The sequence below is a fragment of the Brevibacillus borstelensis genome (assembly GCF_003710865.1).
In the GTDB taxonomy this organism is placed as follows: domain Bacteria; phylum Bacillota; class Bacilli; order Brevibacillales; family Brevibacillaceae; genus Brevibacillus; species Brevibacillus borstelensis.
This window is the reverse complement of the sequence record NZ_RHHO01000039.1, coordinates 161,730-177,536: the sequence shown is the minus strand read 5'-3', so window position 1 is coordinate 177,536 and position 15,807 is coordinate 161,730. Positions and strand designations below refer to the sequence as shown.

Sequence of the window (15,807 nt, the reverse complement as noted above, 5' to 3'; positions counted from 1 at the left end):
TTGTCTTGTTTGGCAGACTCGCCCGGATACAACAGCCTCAAATTGGGTTCGTGTACCTCAGGTCGGGATTTTGCCGCCGGCTTCCTTCAGATTCGACCTCGCGGTCGACACCCTTGCCTTGAGCTAACGGTTGGTACAGCCAACCCCCGTTCGGGACTTTCACCCTATAGCTATCGCCCATGCTGGGCGCACCAAAAAAGAAAGGGCAGGCACAAGGCCTGTCCTTTCTATGGCTAAAGCAGGAATCCTGCTTAGTTGCTCATTACTTTTTCGAGAAGTCCGCGTTCTTTCAGTACTTCAACCAGCGTTTCGCCAATTACTGCAGGGGTTTTCGCTACGCGAACACCGCACTCTTCCAGTTTGGCAATTTTTTCAGCAGCTGTTCCTTTACCGCCGGAAATGATCGCACCAGCGTGGCCCATGCGCTTTCCTGGAGGCGCTGTTTGACCTCCAATGAAACCGATAACCGGTTTTTTCATGTTGGCTTTGATCCATTCTGCTGCTTCCTCTTCGGCTGTACCACCGATTTCACCGATCATGATTACTGCTTCGGTATCCGGATCTTCATTGAACATTTCCAGAACGTCAATGAACTCCATGCCTTTTACAGGGTCTCCACCGATACCTACAGCGGTAGATTGACCGATGCCGCGGGTAGAGGTTTGGTGGACCGCTTCATAAGTCAAGGTACCAGAACGGGAAACGATACCCACTTTACCTGGCTTATGGATGTAGCCTGGCATGATACCGATCTTGCACTCGCCCGGAGTGATAACGCCAGGGCAGTTTGGTCCGATCAGTTTTGTCTTTTTGCCTTCCATATAGCGTTTTACTTTCACCATGTCCAGAACAGGGATGCCTTCGGTGATGCAGATTACCAGATCAAGACCTGCATCTACAGACTCCATGATGGAGTCAGCAGCGAAAGCAGCCGGAACGTAAATCACAGAAACGGTCGCGCCTGTCTTTTCCACTGCTTCTTGCACAGTGTTGAATACAGGAATGCCATCGACTTCCATGCCGCCTTTGCCAGGGTTTACGCCGCCGACCATTTTTGTTCCGTACTCGACTGCACCTTGTGCATGGAAACGACCCGTTGCACCAGTAATATTTACGGTAATGACTTTCGTGTCTTTATTAACAAGAATACTCATCGCGTATATTTCCCACCTTTTTCATCACGTGTAGATACCGCTCGAAAATATGGCCTTTCGAACCTGTACGTCAGGGAATGTTTGTTATTTTACCAACGCTACGATCTTTTCAGCGCCATCTGCCATGGACTCGGCAGCCACGATGTTCAGACCGGATTCGTTAAGAATCTTTTTACCCAAATCGACGTTGGTACCTTCCAGACGCACAACCAACGGACGATCCAGTTTCACTTGTTTGGCAGCGGCCACGACACCATTTGCGATGACATCGCACTTCATGATACCGCCAAAGATGTTGACGAAGATCCCTTTTACTTTCGGGTCTTTCAAGATGATCTTGAATGCTTCCGTTACTTTTTCTTCCGTTGCGCCGCCGCCTACATCGAGGAAGTTGGCAGGGTCGCCACCGTAGAATTTCACGATATCCATGGTTGCCATGGCAAGACCCGCACCATTTACCATGCAGCCGATGTTTCCATCGAGTGCGATGTAGGACAGGTCGTATTTGGAAGCTTCGATTTCTTTCTCATCTTCTTCGTCCAGATCGCGCAGCTCTTGGATGTCAGGGTGGCGGAACAGAGCGTTGCTGTCGAAGTTCAGCTTGGCATCCAGTGCCATAACTTCGCCGTCGCCGGTAACAACAAGCGGGTTGATTTCAGCGATGGAGCAATCTTTGTCAACAAATGCTTGATACAAGCTCATCATGAACTTGACAGCCTTGTTAACGAGTTCATTTGGAATGTTGATGGCATAAGCCAGTTTGCGTGCTTGGAAAGCAGTCAGACCAGTTACCGGATCGATTACTTCTTTGATGATTTTCTCAGGGGAGCGCTCTGCAACCTCTTCGATTTCAGTACCGCCCTCTTCGGATGCCATCATAACGACACGACCCGTTGCACGGTCAACTACCACACCCACGTAGTATTCTTTCTTGATGTCGCAGCCTTGTTCGATCAAGAGGCGTTTTACTTCTTTTCCTTCTGGACCGGTTTGGTGAGTCACCAGAACTTTGCCGAGGATCTCTTGGGCGTATGTACGAACCTCGTCGAGGTTTTTCGCAACTTTCACGCCGCCAGCCTTACCACGGCCACCTGCATGGATTTGCGCTTTCACCACAACAACCGCTGTGCCCAGCTCTTTTGCCGCTTCAACCGCTTCATCGACAGTGAAAGCAACTTTTCCCTCAGGAACTTTTACACCGTACTGCTTAAGTATCTGTTTGCCTTGATACTCATGAATGTTCATTCTCCATCCTCCTATGGCAGATAAAGATCGGCAGTCCAACCGTGCCAAACGCTTTTTGCGCATGATAAAAACTGCCACTATCAGTGCAACATGACTATTCTACGACAAAATTCGCAAAAGTGGTAGTGTCATGATCGGTTTCTTCTCTTTTATCCTGACCATATGAGGTGAACTTCATGAAATTCGGCTCTTACTTTTTTGCTCCGAGGAGCCGGATCATTTCTTCATCAAGCTTGTTTTGGGAGTACCATTTCCCTTCGTAACGGAAATAGTCGTCAAAAAAATGTATGGTATGATTTTTCTCTCCTACCAAAAACGTTAACTGAAACCTTTCTTTCCCTACATTTTGAGGTACTTTTGTCAGGGCGACGCTGTTTTTTAACAGGCGGATACATTGATGAGCCATTCCTTGCTCAACTGTAGTCTCTGTCGGCTTTTTTTCCAACGCTGGCACTTTCTCGTCCCCAGTGGCGATCAAGCGTATCGAAGTGGCTTGATAAAGCTGCTGAAAAGAATCATCGGTCGTTTTCCGGGGAGGCATCCATTGGGTCAGCTTGGAAAACAGCGAACCTTGAATCCGGTAATATTGGGTCTCCCGTCCGAACGGAATGGCAATCATCGTTGGTGTAAGCAAAGTCGCGTCCAGCATTCTCTCCCCGGTGTCTACCCTCAGTTGATAGTACGGATGTAGCGGATACTGCCGTTTTTCCTTCTCTATGAGTGGTTCTGCCGCTAAAAACGTCTGCTGGACCATTTCTGTCTGTCCATTATCCAAGGACATTGTTTGGTTCAGATCGACAGCAGAAAGCACTGCATTCTTGTATGTGCCCGACAGCAAGCCGACTCCAGCCTGACGGTAAATCCATTGGTACAGCTTCACGGCACCCTGTCCCCGGTATGTATTTTCTCCATATTGACTGGCCTGCTCTCCCACTTCGACAACCAACGGAGCCTGCTTTGACCGGTACAAAACAAGGGTATATCTGATTTCATCGCGGGTCAGTACTTGATCAGACTTGTGCAGGTCTCCTCCCTGCTCAGGCAATTCCTTGAGAAACTTTTGCAATTCCAGCGGAACTTCTACACCATCCGTAGACAGTACGGTAACCTTTTCAACCGACCCAAGTTCGTTATCCATCTGTTTTTTCATGTCAGCTGGTTGTCCATTCGTGTTTTCTGCGCACCCAGCCAAGAGTAACCCGGCCATTAGTACCGGGAACAGATACGTACGCAAATTCCCCTTCATGCAGGTACCTCCCCATCGTGTTCGCTTTTCTGTCAACACACTCACAGAAGCCCCAATCGACGGCTGATTTCGCTGCCCAATTTACGCTTCACGTAGATTTCCCCAATCTGGTGTGGATCTTTGACTGCGACAGAGCGATTGTTCGTTCGGATGGCTACGAATTTTTCGTTGTTCTTATCCAAGCCGCATACCAATTCTGAGCCCACTTCCACGAAAATGGCGACCACATATTTGTCCTGCACTTTTCTTACTGTAATCTTGGGAAACGGAGTCAAAAACGGAACCGTCTTGTCCTGGATGTACTGTGTAATGGCCAGAACGTACTTGTCTGGGTCCCCATATTGTTCCACTTCATGGTTTACTCCGATGATTTCCCCCTCATCGGATATGCCCAAAAACAGATTGCCGTTATTGGAATTGGCAAAGGCTACTACCGTTTTAATAATGCCGCTTTTGGAAAGGAGAAAATCCCGCTTAAACTCAATCATGTCATTTTCGCCGAGCTGTGTAGCAACGACAGGGTCATCCACCCGTCCCAAATAGCGAAAACGGCTTATCGCGCCCAAGCGGTATACGTACTCCTCAAAAATATCGGCCGGCAGTGAAATATCGGTTAGAATCATATCTGCATTTTGCCAGAGCTTGTAGGTTTGCGGCGAGAAACACATGTCAAATAAAACGGAGCTTCCCAGAGAACGAATGTTCATCCCGATGGCTGCCGGCTGGGCTTCCAGCGGTTGATAAAGGACGCTGCTCTCCACTTCCAGTACCCCGTTGTACAAGAGATAATCGAAGTAATGGCGAGGCAGTGTGACAGCATTCTTCAGCAGCTCTCTGGATGTCGGCGGTCGTTTCGTGACGTGATAAAAGTCAAAGTGAACGCTTTTTTCATCCGTTTCCTTGATGATCGCTAAAAATGTACACGTATGGCGCATAATTCCCTCTTTTGGCTCCTGGTTCATTTGTCTTATTCTATATCAGCCCTTCAGCGATTGACCAGTATTTTTCTGTCAATTGCGGAAATGAATCCGGTTTTCCAGAAATTTGACTTGGATGTTTTCCCGTTTTCAAGGTGTTTGATTGCCTATTTTTTTGAGGTTATTGATACTTTTGCAGGATCGACTGCAGCTTGAGAGACAACCCCAAATCACCCTTCACTTTTAGCTTTCCCATCATGAAGGCCATCGTTGGATTTAATTCCCCCCGGACCAGCTTGATGAAATTTGAATCAGACATCTCCAATATGCAAGCGGCTTCGTCCGGACCACCTTCGACCACACTTACGGCGTTCTCGCTAAAGGTTATCTGGAAAAGACCGCTGTCCTTGAGCTGAAAATGGAAGACTGCCCGCAGTCCTTCCAAACCGGCCGGATTCGCGTTTATTTTGTCTGCTAATGCCGCCATTGTCTCTTGTACTGTCATACGGATCACTCCTCAATTCTCTTTTTTAGTTTTTGGTCCATTCTGTCCAAATATTCCTTCTATTCATTAGCATAGTCCGATTCAATGTGCAGAGTAAAGCAAAAAAGAAGCCGGACCTTCCTGCTGTCCGGCTTCCTCTTCTTTTTGGGGGTTACTGCTGGCGTTTATGATGCGTCGATTCCTGCACTGAGAGTAAGGCTTATCTGACTCTGACCGCTGTTCCGGTGGCGATTACCATCATCATGCCTTCTCTGAGGGTTTCGAAGTCGAGATCGACACCGATGACAGCATTCGCGCCGAGAGCACGTGCCCTGTCTTTCATTTCACGCAGTGCCATCTCTCTTCCTTCTGCAAGCTTGCTTTCATATGCCCCGCTTCGGCCGCCAATAATATCCGTAATCCCTGCCAAGAAGTCACGGACAACATTGGCGCCTAAAATAATTTCCCCACTGACTATATCGAGATACTCCTCGATTTCTTTCCCTTGCAATGTACTCGTTGTTGTAACGATCATCCTCGCACCCTCCCGCTTGTTTAAACTAAGTCGTCTTTCTACTAATACGTTATGATGTCACTCCAAGTTTCACATGTCGCTGTTTTACATACTGTCGCTTCACTCGTTCACGTTTCACATGTTGCGGTGCCTAATCCTTCGTTTATTAACGTTTGTTTTGCTGGTGCTCCCTGGATGTGGGCTCGGTCTGCGGAGCCACTTCGGCCGCCTTGCCCTTGCTGCTCTGCTTATGCAAATCGATGTTTTTGTTCTTGGACATGCAATCCTCCTGCTACAGTGTTTTTCTACAGTATGCCCGGAGCATCTCCTCATATTATCAGAGGACACGGTGCATTCTATTGGAAATGGAAACGACAGGAGGCCAAAGATGAAAGAGCCTTTTTGGACAAAGCGGCATGATTACGCGGATGACGCAGATGGCTTGCAGCAATTGGTCGAGGTCATCAACGCCAAGGGAGACACCGGCGAGCTTAACGAGATTCTGTCGGAAGATGAATCCATCGGAAGTCAATCCGATGCCGAATCAGATCGGCTCAAGCCCTGACATTCAAAAAAAGAGTATCCTTCATGAAGAGGGGCACTCTTTTTTGGTTTTCCCTCACCTGTTTTGGTGATACATTATTCGTATTGTATTTGTAATTGCGAAGGAATTGATGCGGAGGATTTGGACATGAATGGAATTCGGCTTGCTTTACAGGACATTAAAGAGATGTGGTCCTCACACCTACTGAGAAGGTCCGTACTTGGCTTGATGATTCTGCCCTTGTTGTACAGTTTTCTCTATCTCTGGGCTTTTTGGAATCCGACCGAGCTTGTCAACAAGCTTCCCTTGGCCGTCGTCAATCTGGATCAAGGGATGGTCCAAGGCGCCAAAAAGGTTACCCTCGGACAAGATTTGACGAATAAACTGATTGCCGATGAGAAAACCAATTGGCAGGAAGTTTCCTTGGCCGAAGGTGAGGAAGGGATCAACAAGCTTGACTATTTTATCTTGTTGGTGATCCCTGAGGATTTTACTGCAAAAGCGTATAGTGCAGGTACTTCTGCTCCAGAACAGACTCAGCTTCAGTACCGCATTAACGAAGGTGCAAACATGCTGGGAGCAAAAATTTCCAGAACCATCGCAGAAACTGTAGAAAAACAGCTCCAGCATGAGCTGACCACACGATATCTTCAAGTGGTATTTGACAACTTGATGGAAGGCGGAGAAGGCCTCCAAAAAGCGGCTGATGGATCGGCTGCACTTGCCGCTGGAACCGACCAGGCCCTAAACGGGGCAAATGCGTTGGCAGCCGGATTAAAGGAAACTCATTCAGGGATGGCAAAATTGTCCTCTGGACTTGCTGATTTGTCGACAGGTGCCAATCAACTGGAAAACGGAATCATACGGTTGGACACAGTGGCCGGACTGTCATCTGCCGCAATCGGAAAAACAGCGGAGCGCTTGCAGTCCCTTGTCTCGTCATCTGAAAAACTGTCAAGTGATTTGGATGTGATTTCTGAAGGAGCACAAGCGTCAATCCGCGAGCTGCGCAACGGTCGCCAGGCGATAGCAGCTGTCGCTGACTCTATCAATACCAGCGCTCAATCTGCAGCCAAATTGCGCGATGATGCACTGGCTCCAGTCAATACAGCACTGGATAAGCAGCAGGCAGCTATGGACGAACTCAATCATTCTCTTGTCAGCTTATTCGATTCGCATCCCGAGCTGAAGAATTCTGAAGCGGGAAAAAGGGCCTTGAATGCGCTGGAAAATGCCTCACGCTACCGACAAACCGTACGGGATGATATGGAGCAGGCTAAGAATTCGGTCGACCAGCTTAGAGCCGATATGGCTAGTGCCCATTCCAGACTGAATGAGGCTGACCAGAGTATTCAAAAACAAACCGATCAATTACAGGCGGCGCTGAACCGTATTCATAGCGGCATAAACGGCCTTACGAGCAAACTGAGAAACGATGCCGCCCTCGCTTCACTGCCAGAGCAACTGCGAAGCTTGTCTGAAAATATCCACAAGCTGCAGGAGGGCAGTACGGCCCTGGTAAATGGTTTACAGACCTTTGGCCAAGGCTTCTCCCGTTTGCAGGAGGGGAATTCCAGACTCATGGATGGAGCCGACAAACTAAGCAGCGGTCTGGGAGAAATCTCCCGCGGGCAGCATGAGCTGACCCAAAAGCTCCAAGAAGCAGCAGGCATGGCCAAGCAGGACGGGAAGGCCGATCAGCGAGTTCAGGTTATTGCCGACCCAGTCGTCGCTGTTGAGCAAAATCTGCATCCCGTGCCGAATAACGGCACCGGCTTTGCTCCATACTTCCTCGCGCTCTCGCTCTGGGTAGGCTCATTGGTATTGTTCTTTGTGATCGATATCAAGAAGGTATATGCGATGCCGAAACGACCGCTTTCTTATATCACAAACAAATATTTTGCTTTGGCTTCGGTCAGCATCCTGCAGGCGATCATTTCGGTGTTCATCCTGCATGCCGGACTGGGTGTCCATACGGAGCTCCCCCCTCTCCTGCTTTACGGTTTTGCTATTCTGATCGGACTGTGCTTTACTGCCATTTTGTTTATGCTGTTGTCTGTACTCGGCAATGATGTGGGAAGATTTGCTGCTGTTCTCGTATTAATGCTGCAGCTCACCTCTAGCAGCGGGTCCTATCCGGTCGAACTGGAGCCTGGCCTCTTTTCCTTTATCCAGCCGTTTTTGCCGATGACCTATGCAGTGGAGGGACTGCGCCAACTCATCTCTGTCGGCAACACGGGAATTCTGCAGATCGACGCCCTGGCTCTCTTCTTGTTTGGACTGGGAGCATTGGTTCTGCTTTATGTCACCAAACGCCGCAGTATTTTTGAGGAGATCAGCCAATCTGTTTAGCTTTGCAAGTTGTCTGTGATTCCGGTATGATTACCGGTATGAATCATGGTCAGGAGGCAGTTTTTTTTGACACTCACCTATAACAAAAAAAGATTTAGTTCCGTTCAAATCATCGTATTTTTGTACTTATGCAGTGTGCTGGTAGCTTCTATTTTGCTATGGCTGCCGTTTTTCCACCTTCCAGGTGTGAGGCTCTCCTTCATCGATGCCATGTTTACTGCAGCCAGCGCCATTAGCGTAACCGGACTGAACGTAATTACGATTCATGAGGTCTTTAATCAAAAGGGGATTATTCTGCTTACGCTGCTCTTTCAAGTTGGCGGAATCGGGATTATGACATTGGGAACCTTTTTTTGGATGATGCTGGGGCAACGAATTGGCTTGGAGTACCGCAAGTGGATCGCAACCGACCACAATCGCCCAACCTTGGCCGGCCTGGTTGAATTGATGCGCAACATCATCGTACTCGCCGTAGTAATCGAGCTTGTAGGGACCATTTTGCTCGGCAGCTATTTCCTGATCGCAGGCTATCACCAAGATTGGTACGAGGCTTACTACTACGGATTTTTTGCCGCCGTCAGCGCTTTTACCAATGCAGGTTTTGACATCTACGGAAACTCCCTGCAGGACTTTTCCCACGACTATATCCTGCAATCCATCACAATGGGCCTGATCATCTGTGGTGCTGTTGGCTTTCCCGTTCTGATCGAGCTGAGAAACTACTTTGCCCATCGACGAGTAGGGCAACGATTTGCCTTTTCTCTATTTACAAAAATTACGACTGTTACTTTTTTTTCTTTGATTGTTGTTGGGACATTGCTCTTTTTCCTGTTTGAAAAGGACTTCTTCTTGCAAGGAAAGAGCTGGCATGAATCACTGTTTTACTCCTTGTTTCAGTCGGTGACAACGAGAAGTGCCGGGCTATCCACAATGGATAGCAGCCTCCTTTCCACCCCTACGATAGTAGTCCTGGCTGGCCTGATGTTTATCGGGGCTTCTCCAAGCAGTGTAGGGGGCGGGATTCGGACGACCACCTTCTTTGTTCTCGTCGCTACAGTGGTCGCATATATGAGAGGCCATAAAGACGTAAAGGTCTTCCGCCGGGAACTGGTCGAAGAAGACATCATTCGTTCGTTCATCGTCTTCTTCGTTGCCGTCATACTTGTCATCGCAGCGGTTGTGTCGCTGATGTGGATTGAGCAGCTCCCGCTTCCGCAGGTTCTGTTTGAGGTGTGTTCCGCCTTTGGAACGACAGGACTGTCTATGGGAATCACCCCCGAGCTGAGCGGTGCCGGAAAAATGATATTGATTGTCATGATGGTCATCGGCCGGATCGGGATCATCAACCTGTTGCTCTTCCTCAAAAAAGACGATCGCATTATTACGTATCACTATCCAAAGGAACGCATTATCATCGGCCAGTAAATATTGGGGCCGGACGAGAATGCAGCTTTTTGTACGAGTTTGCAGTCCGTTTCTTTCCCTCGACCCTCTTCATCTGAAGAGGGTTATTTTTATATCGCAGGAGAAATCAATGATGCTTTCCCATCCGCAAAACTCTCGTTCAAACAGCGATATTGCGATCTAGCGCCCTGTAGCGGATTGCTTCCGCCACGTGCGCGGACCCAATATCTACCGCTCCCGCCAAATCCGCTATTGTCCGGGCCAGTTTTACGATCCTGTCGTAGGCTCGGGCGCTCAGCCCCAGCGTGTCGAAAGCCATCTGGAGCAGCTCCTGTCCCTCCTTGTCCAGTTTGCAGTAACGACGCAGTTCTTCTCCATTCATTGCGCTATTGAACGGTGCTGCAGGGCGATTCGCAAACCTCTTGCTCTGGATCGCTCTGGCTGCTTCTACTCGAAGGCGAATTTCAGCGGAGCTTTCAGCTGCGTTCCTTTCGTTCAGCAACTGTACCGGGACTCTTGGCACTTCTAGGTGAAGATCGATACGATCGAGCAAAGGGCCGGAGAGCTTGGCGCGATATCTGTAAATTTGCTGCGGTGTGCACGTGCATTCACGCTGGTCTTTTGAGCCGTAGAAGCCGCACGGACAAGGATTTAACGACGATATCAGCAAAAACCTTGCTGGAAACGTAAAAACGTGCCGCGATCTGGCGATAGTCACAACTCCCGCTTCCAACGGTTGCCGAAGCGCTTCCAATACGTGCCGTGAAAACTCGGGCATTTCATCGAGAAACAAGATGCCGCCATGAGCCAGACTGCATTCCCCCGGTCTCGGGCTATGGGCTCCTCCGCCGACAAGCGCTGCCGTCGTCACTGTGTGATGCGGAGAGCGAAATGGCCGCTCCTGGATGAGTCCTCTTTTATCCGTCAATTGCCCGGCGATACTGTAAATTTTTGTAACATCATACGATTCATCCAGATTCATTTTTGGCATGATGGACGGCAAGCATGTTGCCAGCATTGTCTTTCCGGAGCCTGGAGGGCCCATGAGCATCACATTGTGAAAGCCGGCGGCAGCCACTTCAAGTCCCCTCTTTACAAAAGTTTGACCGTAAACCAAGGAGAAGTCGGGTAAAGACTGCCGGGCAGAGTTGTCATCTGACCTCTCTTCAACTCCCTCCGGCGCTTCGAGGGTCGTTGACCAATACTTTACAGCAGCGCTTAAACTCGCAGCCGGCAGAACGGTCAATTCGGCCAATTTCGCCTCGGCTGCATTTTGCTCAGGCAGGATCACATGTGTAAAGCCTTCCGCCTGTGCCTGCAGCAAAATGGGCAAAACACCGCTGACCGGCCGCAATGAGCCGTCCAATGCCAGCTCCCCCAGCAGCAAAATTGCTTCTCTTCTCTGTGGAATCTGTTTGGACGCCAGCAGGATTCCCATTGCGATAGACAAATCAAATCCGGAGCCTTCCTTTCTCAGATCAGCGGGAGCAAGGTTGACTGTAATTCGCTGCATCGGGTACTCGAAGCCGGAGTTGCGAAGCGCTGCCCTGACGCGATCGCGCGATTCTTTTACAGCTGATCCCCCTAAGCCGACCAGATCAAACTGGGGCAAACCATTAGCTATATCGGTTTCAACAGCGACCAGCATGCCGTTGATCCCGTAAACAGTTCCGCAAAAACTGCGTGCGTACATAGACAAGCATCACCTCTTGCTTCCACTGTAGAAAAAGTAAGAGGGGGCTGGCAAATAAGTTTCCAGCAGCCATAAGCGATGGTACAATAATAGCTGGAAATTAAAGTGAAAGGAGTTGAACAAATGGATACGACGATTGAAAGGGCACTCGGCGTGATGCTGGAAAACTGGGACCGGTTAAAGAAAAGTCAGGAGGATGACGCAGAGGAAGATGCAAATCAATTTGAGGCCTCCTTCTACGCTTTGATAGATGAGATTCGGGACTGGTTCGCAGGCCTGGAAGAGGCGCCCAAGTCGCTTGACGAAGCTGTTCGACTCCCCGAGATGGAACAGATTTTGAAACGATTGCCTGGCGAACTCGTCTTAAATTTTGAGACTGAGTTGGAATTGATCGTCGAAGGGGAAACAAGAGAGGAAGACGAGAGGTACGACTAAGGATCAGCATAAAAATTGATAGAAACAAAGGAAAAAATATGATGAAAAAGAAATGGCTCCTCATTGTCTCATTAGTCGCTCTTCAATTTGCATGTGCTTTTTCACCTGCTCCTGCGGAAACGGATTCTGCTTCCACCCCCATTTTGGAATACCATTCCATCGTGGATAATAAAGACAACATGTATTGTGTCGACCCCGTTACTTTTGAGGAACAAGTAAAAACAATCTTGCAAATGGGCTATCAGCCAATTACGGCATCAGAATTGCTCGAAATGTGGAAAGACAAGAAAAAGACGGTCTCCAAGCCTATTTTGTTAACATTTGACGATGGTTATAAAGACAATTACACCACTGCTTTTCCCATTTTGAAAAAATATCAAATAAAAGCTACCGTGTTCCTCGTCACTTCCTCCATCGGGAAACCGAATTTTTTGTCATGGGATGAGATTAAGGAAATGCAGGAAAGCGGTTTGATAGATTTTCAGTCGCACACGATTAGCCACCCCAATCTGTTGAAATTGAAGGCGGAAGAGGTACGGAATGAGTTTATCGAGTCAAAGCGAATGCTGGAGCAGCACCTGAACAAACCTGTACGGATCCTCGCCTATCCATACGGCTATCATCGCCCTTACATGTTTCCCATGTTAAAAAAGGCTGGTTATGAAATGGCGTTATCCACGTATCCGGGTCTGGCTGGGGAGCGGCAAGGAATGTTTGCTGTGCGTCGTATCTCGACAACCAAGGATCCTTTGGTATTCCTTCGTTGAATGAATGGCTCCTTTTTGGGGCAGGATCAGCTTAGAAATCGGTTAAAACAAATTGACAAAGGATTGCTGTGAAACTGTCAGCAATCCTTTTCTTCGTTTGAGTTCTAGCTGGTTTCAGTTGATTAGATGAATGAAAACTTATGGATAATGGGGGCCCTCGTCTTCACGTTTATTCCCTAACCAGCGAAGTGCTTTGCACTTCCTGCTTGCTCGCTGCACATTCCAGACAAAAGCGTTTCGACCCGGAAAAAGCGGTGTAGTACTTTTCTTTTGAACATCTTCTGCATTTCCAGTAAAGAGCACACGACATCGAATAGTTCTCCTCCGGCGCATTCCTCTCAAGCTGCACGTGAGCGCGATGCTTCATTAACAAATTTGCTGTGTTGATCGAGTCTGTAACAGCGGAGTGAAGCCTTCCCTGAACCTCCAGCCCCGATTGCAGGACAGCGTCCTTCAGCTTCATTTGTGTACGACCGCTCAAGTACTGGCTGATCGCCGGTTGAATATCATTATAATTTTTCAACCAGTTCAGGCTTATTCCGTATCTCGCGCAATGCTCAACGAATAGTAGTCTGTCATCCCCTCCCCAAGAACATAAATAATAGTCATCACCGAGCCAATCGATGAACTGCCGAATGCCTTGCTGAAACGGTACTACTCGCTGCAAATCCGCTTCTTTCATCCCTATGAACTTTCTTGTTCTCAGGCCGATCTTTCCTCTTATCTCTGGATGTGTATAGCACTGAAATGTTTGCATCTGTGCCGACTGAGGATCAGATAAGTTTATTTTTCTTGCACCAATCTCGATAATTTCGGGAGTTTGCCCCTTTTCGTATGTAAATGTAGTCTCCAGATCAAACACAACTGCATCCATATCTTCACCTCAAGTGCACCATCATGTAGTCAATCAGTTTATTATAACTCAGCAGGCCCTACTGCCATACGATTTTCAAATATTTGCGATAGAGTTCATCAAGCTGCTGTGTTGGATCGGCAATGACGCTCCTTTGCAAAGCTGCGTAATCCGTATAATGTGTCATTTGCTCTTCGATGAACAGATGTAATTCATCGATCCGCTTTTCCAGATGCAGCTCCTCTCCCGCTATCTTTCTTTTCAGCAATTCCTCGATTATGTGTTTTATCTGTGAATCATCGAGCAAATCATCGAGCAATTCCTGAAACAATATGGGCGGATTCGTGTTGTATTTCTCGATCCACATGCATGCCAGCAGAGGGCGAAGCACGTAAAAGTATTTCTTTATCCGGACCTGTTCGCCTTGCAAATAATCCCGATAATTGCCTTTGGCCATGCTGAGATAATGGTGGAGGGACGACTTTGGAGAGAATACTTGATGCCTAATATTCAGCATCTCCTCTTTAAAACCGTACGCATCGTGATAGACAATATCGGAATTCAGCCATTCCAAGAGCGGCGGATTCGATTTTCGAAACAGCTTTAAAGCCTTTCTGATATCCCAACCGCTACTATCAAGGACATCATTGATCGGTTCCTCGATGACATCCCTTTTGTCGTCGATAGACAGATACCACTCAAGGGGTTTGATATACACAAACCTCACGTCGTAGTCACTGTCTTGAGACGGAAACCCCCATGCCCTGCTCCCTGATTCCACAGCAAATAAAATGCGTACCTGATGCTCTTCTTCTATTCTTTTGAGCGCTTTTTGAATGGTTTCGATCATTTTTCGTCCCTCGTCCTTCTGATCCACGTCATTCCTTGCCATTTTTGCTTTTTTCGTAAGCAGTTCAATGATTTTCTCATTTTGATCAATTTGGTGATAATATTGGAATTGAGCCCATTTTCATTCCCAACCAGACACACTGTTTTCGATTGAGATGGCATACCGTAATTTGCTTCCTAGCAATCAAAATGACTATCTCCACCGCCTCTTCCATTCATGAACCTCATAACGCTTCCTCAAAACCAATATAATGGAATATACTTAATGAAGCTACTAAAGTATGCAAACCGACTGAAGCTCGTCTTCCTTTTTACAGATAACTCTCTCCACTTCTTAGTACGATTCTTACCAGTAGGAGTTGTTCCCATTGATTTCGCTCAATTTCGCTTATGAGGAAAAATACCGTTCGCATACTGTTACACTGAACGTAGAAGAAACCTCTACTCCCGATACATACTCGCATGCCATTGAAAAACTTATTCATGACTTTATCCCCTATATCGGGAAGACGCAAAATGATATGTATTCCCTTGAAATCATCGTGGCCGGGGAGGAAATCAGCGAACCGGCGTTTTGGGAAAAGGCGATTCTTGATTTTCGTTTGGAGGACTTGGCAATCCGTTATCACAAAGCATTGATACATCTTGTTAAATCCTCAAAACCTGTTTGGCTCGATGAAGAAAATCCTGCTGGACGAAGTGCAGCCTTTTATCTGTCCAAGCTATCAGTCGCTAACCTCCCCTATTACACTGAGTACATAAAATGGCACGACATGGATCACGAAGTGTCAGAATATCAGGATATCGAGGAACTGATTAAAATGTACGGTTGGTGTCCTGAAACTTTGGAGCTCGCAGCCGTTCGCGGCGGCATCGGATGTGGCCAAGAGGGGCTCTGGCAGTTTGACAGCTTTGTGAAAGAAATGGGGCTAAGGGAATACTTGCTGGAAAACAATTTGCTGGATCATTTTGTCTTTGCGGTATTCCTGGAGAATTACCTCAAGCATTACGGAGAGATCATGAAGAACAACCGTCATTTTCATTGGCCATTGTCATACTGCCTTGATTTTGTTTCCGATATTCTTGCCGATTTGATCGAAGATGAGGATGTCGCTGGGGAATATTTTGCCAAATGCCGCTCCATTGCCGAGAATTATTACGCGGAGCATAAATTGCCGGTGTAATTCAGATCGTGATGTGATTTCTCTACCAGGACCATGACTGGAGAAATGATTGGGAAGCTATGAACAGCAGAATTATGCCTTTCCAAAGGACAGGGAGTGACCGTTGCGGAATGAATGCTCTGCTCAGGGGAACAAAAAAATACCCCCCGGCGAAGCCGGAAGGTCA

The 15,807-nt window shown here is 47.8% G+C and carries 15 protein-coding genes; 6 read left to right on the top strand and 9 right to left on the bottom strand.

Features of this window, described 5'->3' with window-relative positions; all coding sequences use genetic code 11:
* Positions 1-251 precede the first annotated feature (251 nt).
* The 6 genes from sucD to EDM54_RS20415 form a co-directional block, all read right to left on the bottom strand.
* Positions 252-1,154, bottom strand: coding sequence for a succinate--CoA ligase subunit alpha (sucD, locus tag EDM54_RS20440; RefSeq protein ID WP_003385910.1), 903 nt, complete (start codon positions 1,152-1,154; stop codon positions 252-254).
* An 84-nt stretch (positions 1,155-1,238) separates the two neighbouring features.
* Positions 1,239-2,399 (bottom strand): ADP-forming succinate--CoA ligase subunit beta, encoded by a 1,161-nt coding sequence (gene sucC / locus EDM54_RS20435; RefSeq protein WP_003385911.1) that lies wholly within the window; start codon positions 2,397-2,399, stop codon positions 1,239-1,241.
* A 190-nt stretch (positions 2,400-2,589) separates the two neighbouring features.
* Positions 2,590-3,645, bottom strand: coding sequence for a hypothetical protein (locus EDM54_RS20430; protein ID WP_003385912.1), 1,056 nt, complete (start codon positions 3,643-3,645; stop codon positions 2,590-2,592).
* A 41-nt stretch (positions 3,646-3,686) separates the two neighbouring features.
* The gene (locus EDM54_RS20425) at positions 3,687-4,580 is read right to left on the bottom strand and encodes an AlbA family DNA-binding domain-containing protein (protein ID WP_024983000.1); all 894 of its coding nucleotides are present in this window, start codon (positions 4,578-4,580) and stop codon (positions 3,687-3,689) included.
* Positions 4,581-4,743: 163 nt separating this feature from the next.
* Positions 4,744-5,067, bottom strand: a complete 324-nt coding sequence (locus EDM54_RS20420; RefSeq protein WP_003385914.1) for an SCP2 sterol-binding domain-containing protein — start codon at positions 5,065-5,067, stop codon at positions 4,744-4,746.
* 199 nt (positions 5,068-5,266) lie between these two features.
* Positions 5,267-5,581 carry a YbjQ family protein gene (locus EDM54_RS20415; RefSeq protein WP_003385915.1) on the bottom strand — a complete coding sequence of 105 codons (315 nt, stop codon included), beginning with the start codon at positions 5,579-5,581 and terminating at the stop codon, positions 5,267-5,269.
* Between the two features lie 367 nt (positions 5,582-5,948).
* On the opposite strand from EDM54_RS20415, the gene EDM54_RS26575 reads away from it, so the two are divergent.
* The 3 genes from EDM54_RS26575 to EDM54_RS20405 all read left to right on the top strand — a co-directional run bounded on the left by EDM54_RS26575 (position 5,949) and on the right by EDM54_RS20405 (position 9,881).
* Positions 5,949-6,125 carry a hypothetical protein gene (locus EDM54_RS26575; RefSeq protein WP_170208357.1) on the top strand — a complete coding sequence of 59 codons (177 nt, stop codon included), beginning with the start codon at positions 5,949-5,951 and terminating at the stop codon, positions 6,123-6,125.
* 126 nt (positions 6,126-6,251) lie between these two features.
* Positions 6,252-8,456: a YhgE/Pip domain-containing protein gene (locus tag EDM54_RS20410; RefSeq protein ID WP_122958711.1), complete on the top strand. Its 2,205-nt coding sequence runs from the start codon at positions 6,252-6,254 to the stop codon at positions 8,454-8,456.
* Positions 8,457-8,501: 45 nt separating this feature from the next.
* Positions 8,502-9,881 (top strand): TrkH family potassium uptake protein, encoded by a 1,380-nt coding sequence (locus tag EDM54_RS20405; protein WP_051567323.1) that lies wholly within the window; start codon positions 8,502-8,504, stop codon positions 9,879-9,881.
* 139 nt (positions 9,882-10,020) lie between these two features.
* On the opposite strand, the gene EDM54_RS20400 is transcribed toward EDM54_RS20405, so the two are convergent.
* Positions 10,021-11,553: a YifB family Mg chelatase-like AAA ATPase gene (locus tag EDM54_RS20400; protein WP_122958710.1), complete on the bottom strand. Its 1,533-nt coding sequence runs from the start codon at positions 11,551-11,553 to the stop codon at positions 10,021-10,023.
* A gap of 123 nt (positions 11,554-11,676) precedes the next feature.
* On the opposite strand from EDM54_RS20400, the gene EDM54_RS20395 reads away from it, so the two are divergent.
* Positions 11,677-11,988: a hypothetical protein gene (locus EDM54_RS20395; RefSeq protein ID WP_003386010.1), complete on the top strand. Its 312-nt coding sequence runs from the start codon at positions 11,677-11,679 to the stop codon at positions 11,986-11,988.
* Between the two features lie 41 nt (positions 11,989-12,029).
* Entirely contained in the window at positions 12,030-12,755 is a 726-nt protein-coding gene (locus EDM54_RS20390; protein ID WP_003386011.1) for a polysaccharide deacetylase family protein, read from the top strand.
* A gap of 169 nt (positions 12,756-12,924) precedes the next feature.
* Here the strand turns inward: EDM54_RS20390 and EDM54_RS20385 are convergent, their stop codons facing one another.
* Positions 12,925-13,617: a 3'-5' exonuclease gene (locus EDM54_RS20385; RefSeq protein ID WP_238986228.1), complete on the bottom strand. Its 693-nt coding sequence runs from the start codon at positions 13,615-13,617 to the stop codon at positions 12,925-12,927.
* 70 nt (positions 13,618-13,687) lie between these two features.
* Complete coding sequence (locus tag EDM54_RS20380; RefSeq protein WP_031932919.1) at positions 13,688-14,458, bottom strand: nucleotidyltransferase domain-containing protein; 771 nt, start codon at positions 14,456-14,458, stop codon at positions 13,688-13,690.
* Positions 14,459-14,825: 367 nt separating this feature from the next.
* Here EDM54_RS20380 and EDM54_RS20375 point away from each other — a divergent pair, with 367 nt between their 5' ends.
* A complete protein-coding gene (locus EDM54_RS20375; protein ID WP_031932920.1) occupies positions 14,826-15,641 on the top strand; it encodes a hypothetical protein in 816 nt (271 codons plus the stop codon).
* Positions 15,642-15,807: the final 166 nt, after the last annotated feature.

Excerpts from the sequence above, each read along its gene's own strand:
- EDM54_RS20420 (WP_003385914.1), bottom strand. The coding sequence starts at position 5,067 with ATGACAGTACAAGAGACAATGGCGGCATTAGCAGACAAAATAAACGCG.
- EDM54_RS20425 (WP_024983000.1), bottom strand. The coding sequence starts at position 4,580 with ATGCGCCATACGTGTACATTTTTAGCGATCATCAAGGAAACGGATGAA.
- EDM54_RS20395 (WP_003386010.1), top strand. The coding sequence starts at position 11,677 with ATGGATACGACGATTGAAAGGGCACTCGGCGTGATGCTGGAAAACTGG.
- sucC (WP_003385911.1), bottom strand. The coding sequence starts at position 2,399 with ATGAACATTCATGAGTATCAAGGCAAACAGATACTTAAGCAGTACGGT.
- EDM54_RS20410 (WP_122958711.1), top strand. The coding sequence starts at position 6,252 with ATGAATGGAATTCGGCTTGCTTTACAGGACATTAAAGAGATGTGGTCC.
- EDM54_RS20390 (WP_003386011.1), top strand. The coding sequence starts at position 12,030 with ATGAAAAAGAAATGGCTCCTCATTGTCTCATTAGTCGCTCTTCAATTT.
- EDM54_RS26575 (WP_170208357.1), top strand. The coding sequence starts at position 5,949 with ATGAAAGAGCCTTTTTGGACAAAGCGGCATGATTACGCGGATGACGCA.
- EDM54_RS20415 (WP_003385915.1), bottom strand. The coding sequence starts at position 5,581 with ATGATCGTTACAACAACGAGTACATTGCAAGGGAAAGAAATCGAGGAG.
- EDM54_RS20400 (WP_122958710.1), bottom strand. The coding sequence starts at position 11,553 with ATGTACGCACGCAGTTTTTGCGGAACTGTTTACGGGATCAACGGCATG.
- EDM54_RS20380 (WP_031932919.1), bottom strand. The coding sequence starts at position 14,458 with ATGATCGAAACCATTCAAAAAGCGCTCAAAAGAATAGAAGAAGAGCAT.
- EDM54_RS20430 (WP_003385912.1), bottom strand. The coding sequence starts at position 3,645 with ATGAAGGGGAATTTGCGTACGTATCTGTTCCCGGTACTAATGGCCGGG.
- EDM54_RS20405 (WP_051567323.1), top strand. The coding sequence starts at position 8,502 with ATGGTCAGGAGGCAGTTTTTTTTGACACTCACCTATAACAAAAAAAGA.
- sucD (WP_003385910.1), bottom strand. The coding sequence starts at position 1,154 with ATGAGTATTCTTGTTAATAAAGACACGAAAGTCATTACCGTAAATATT.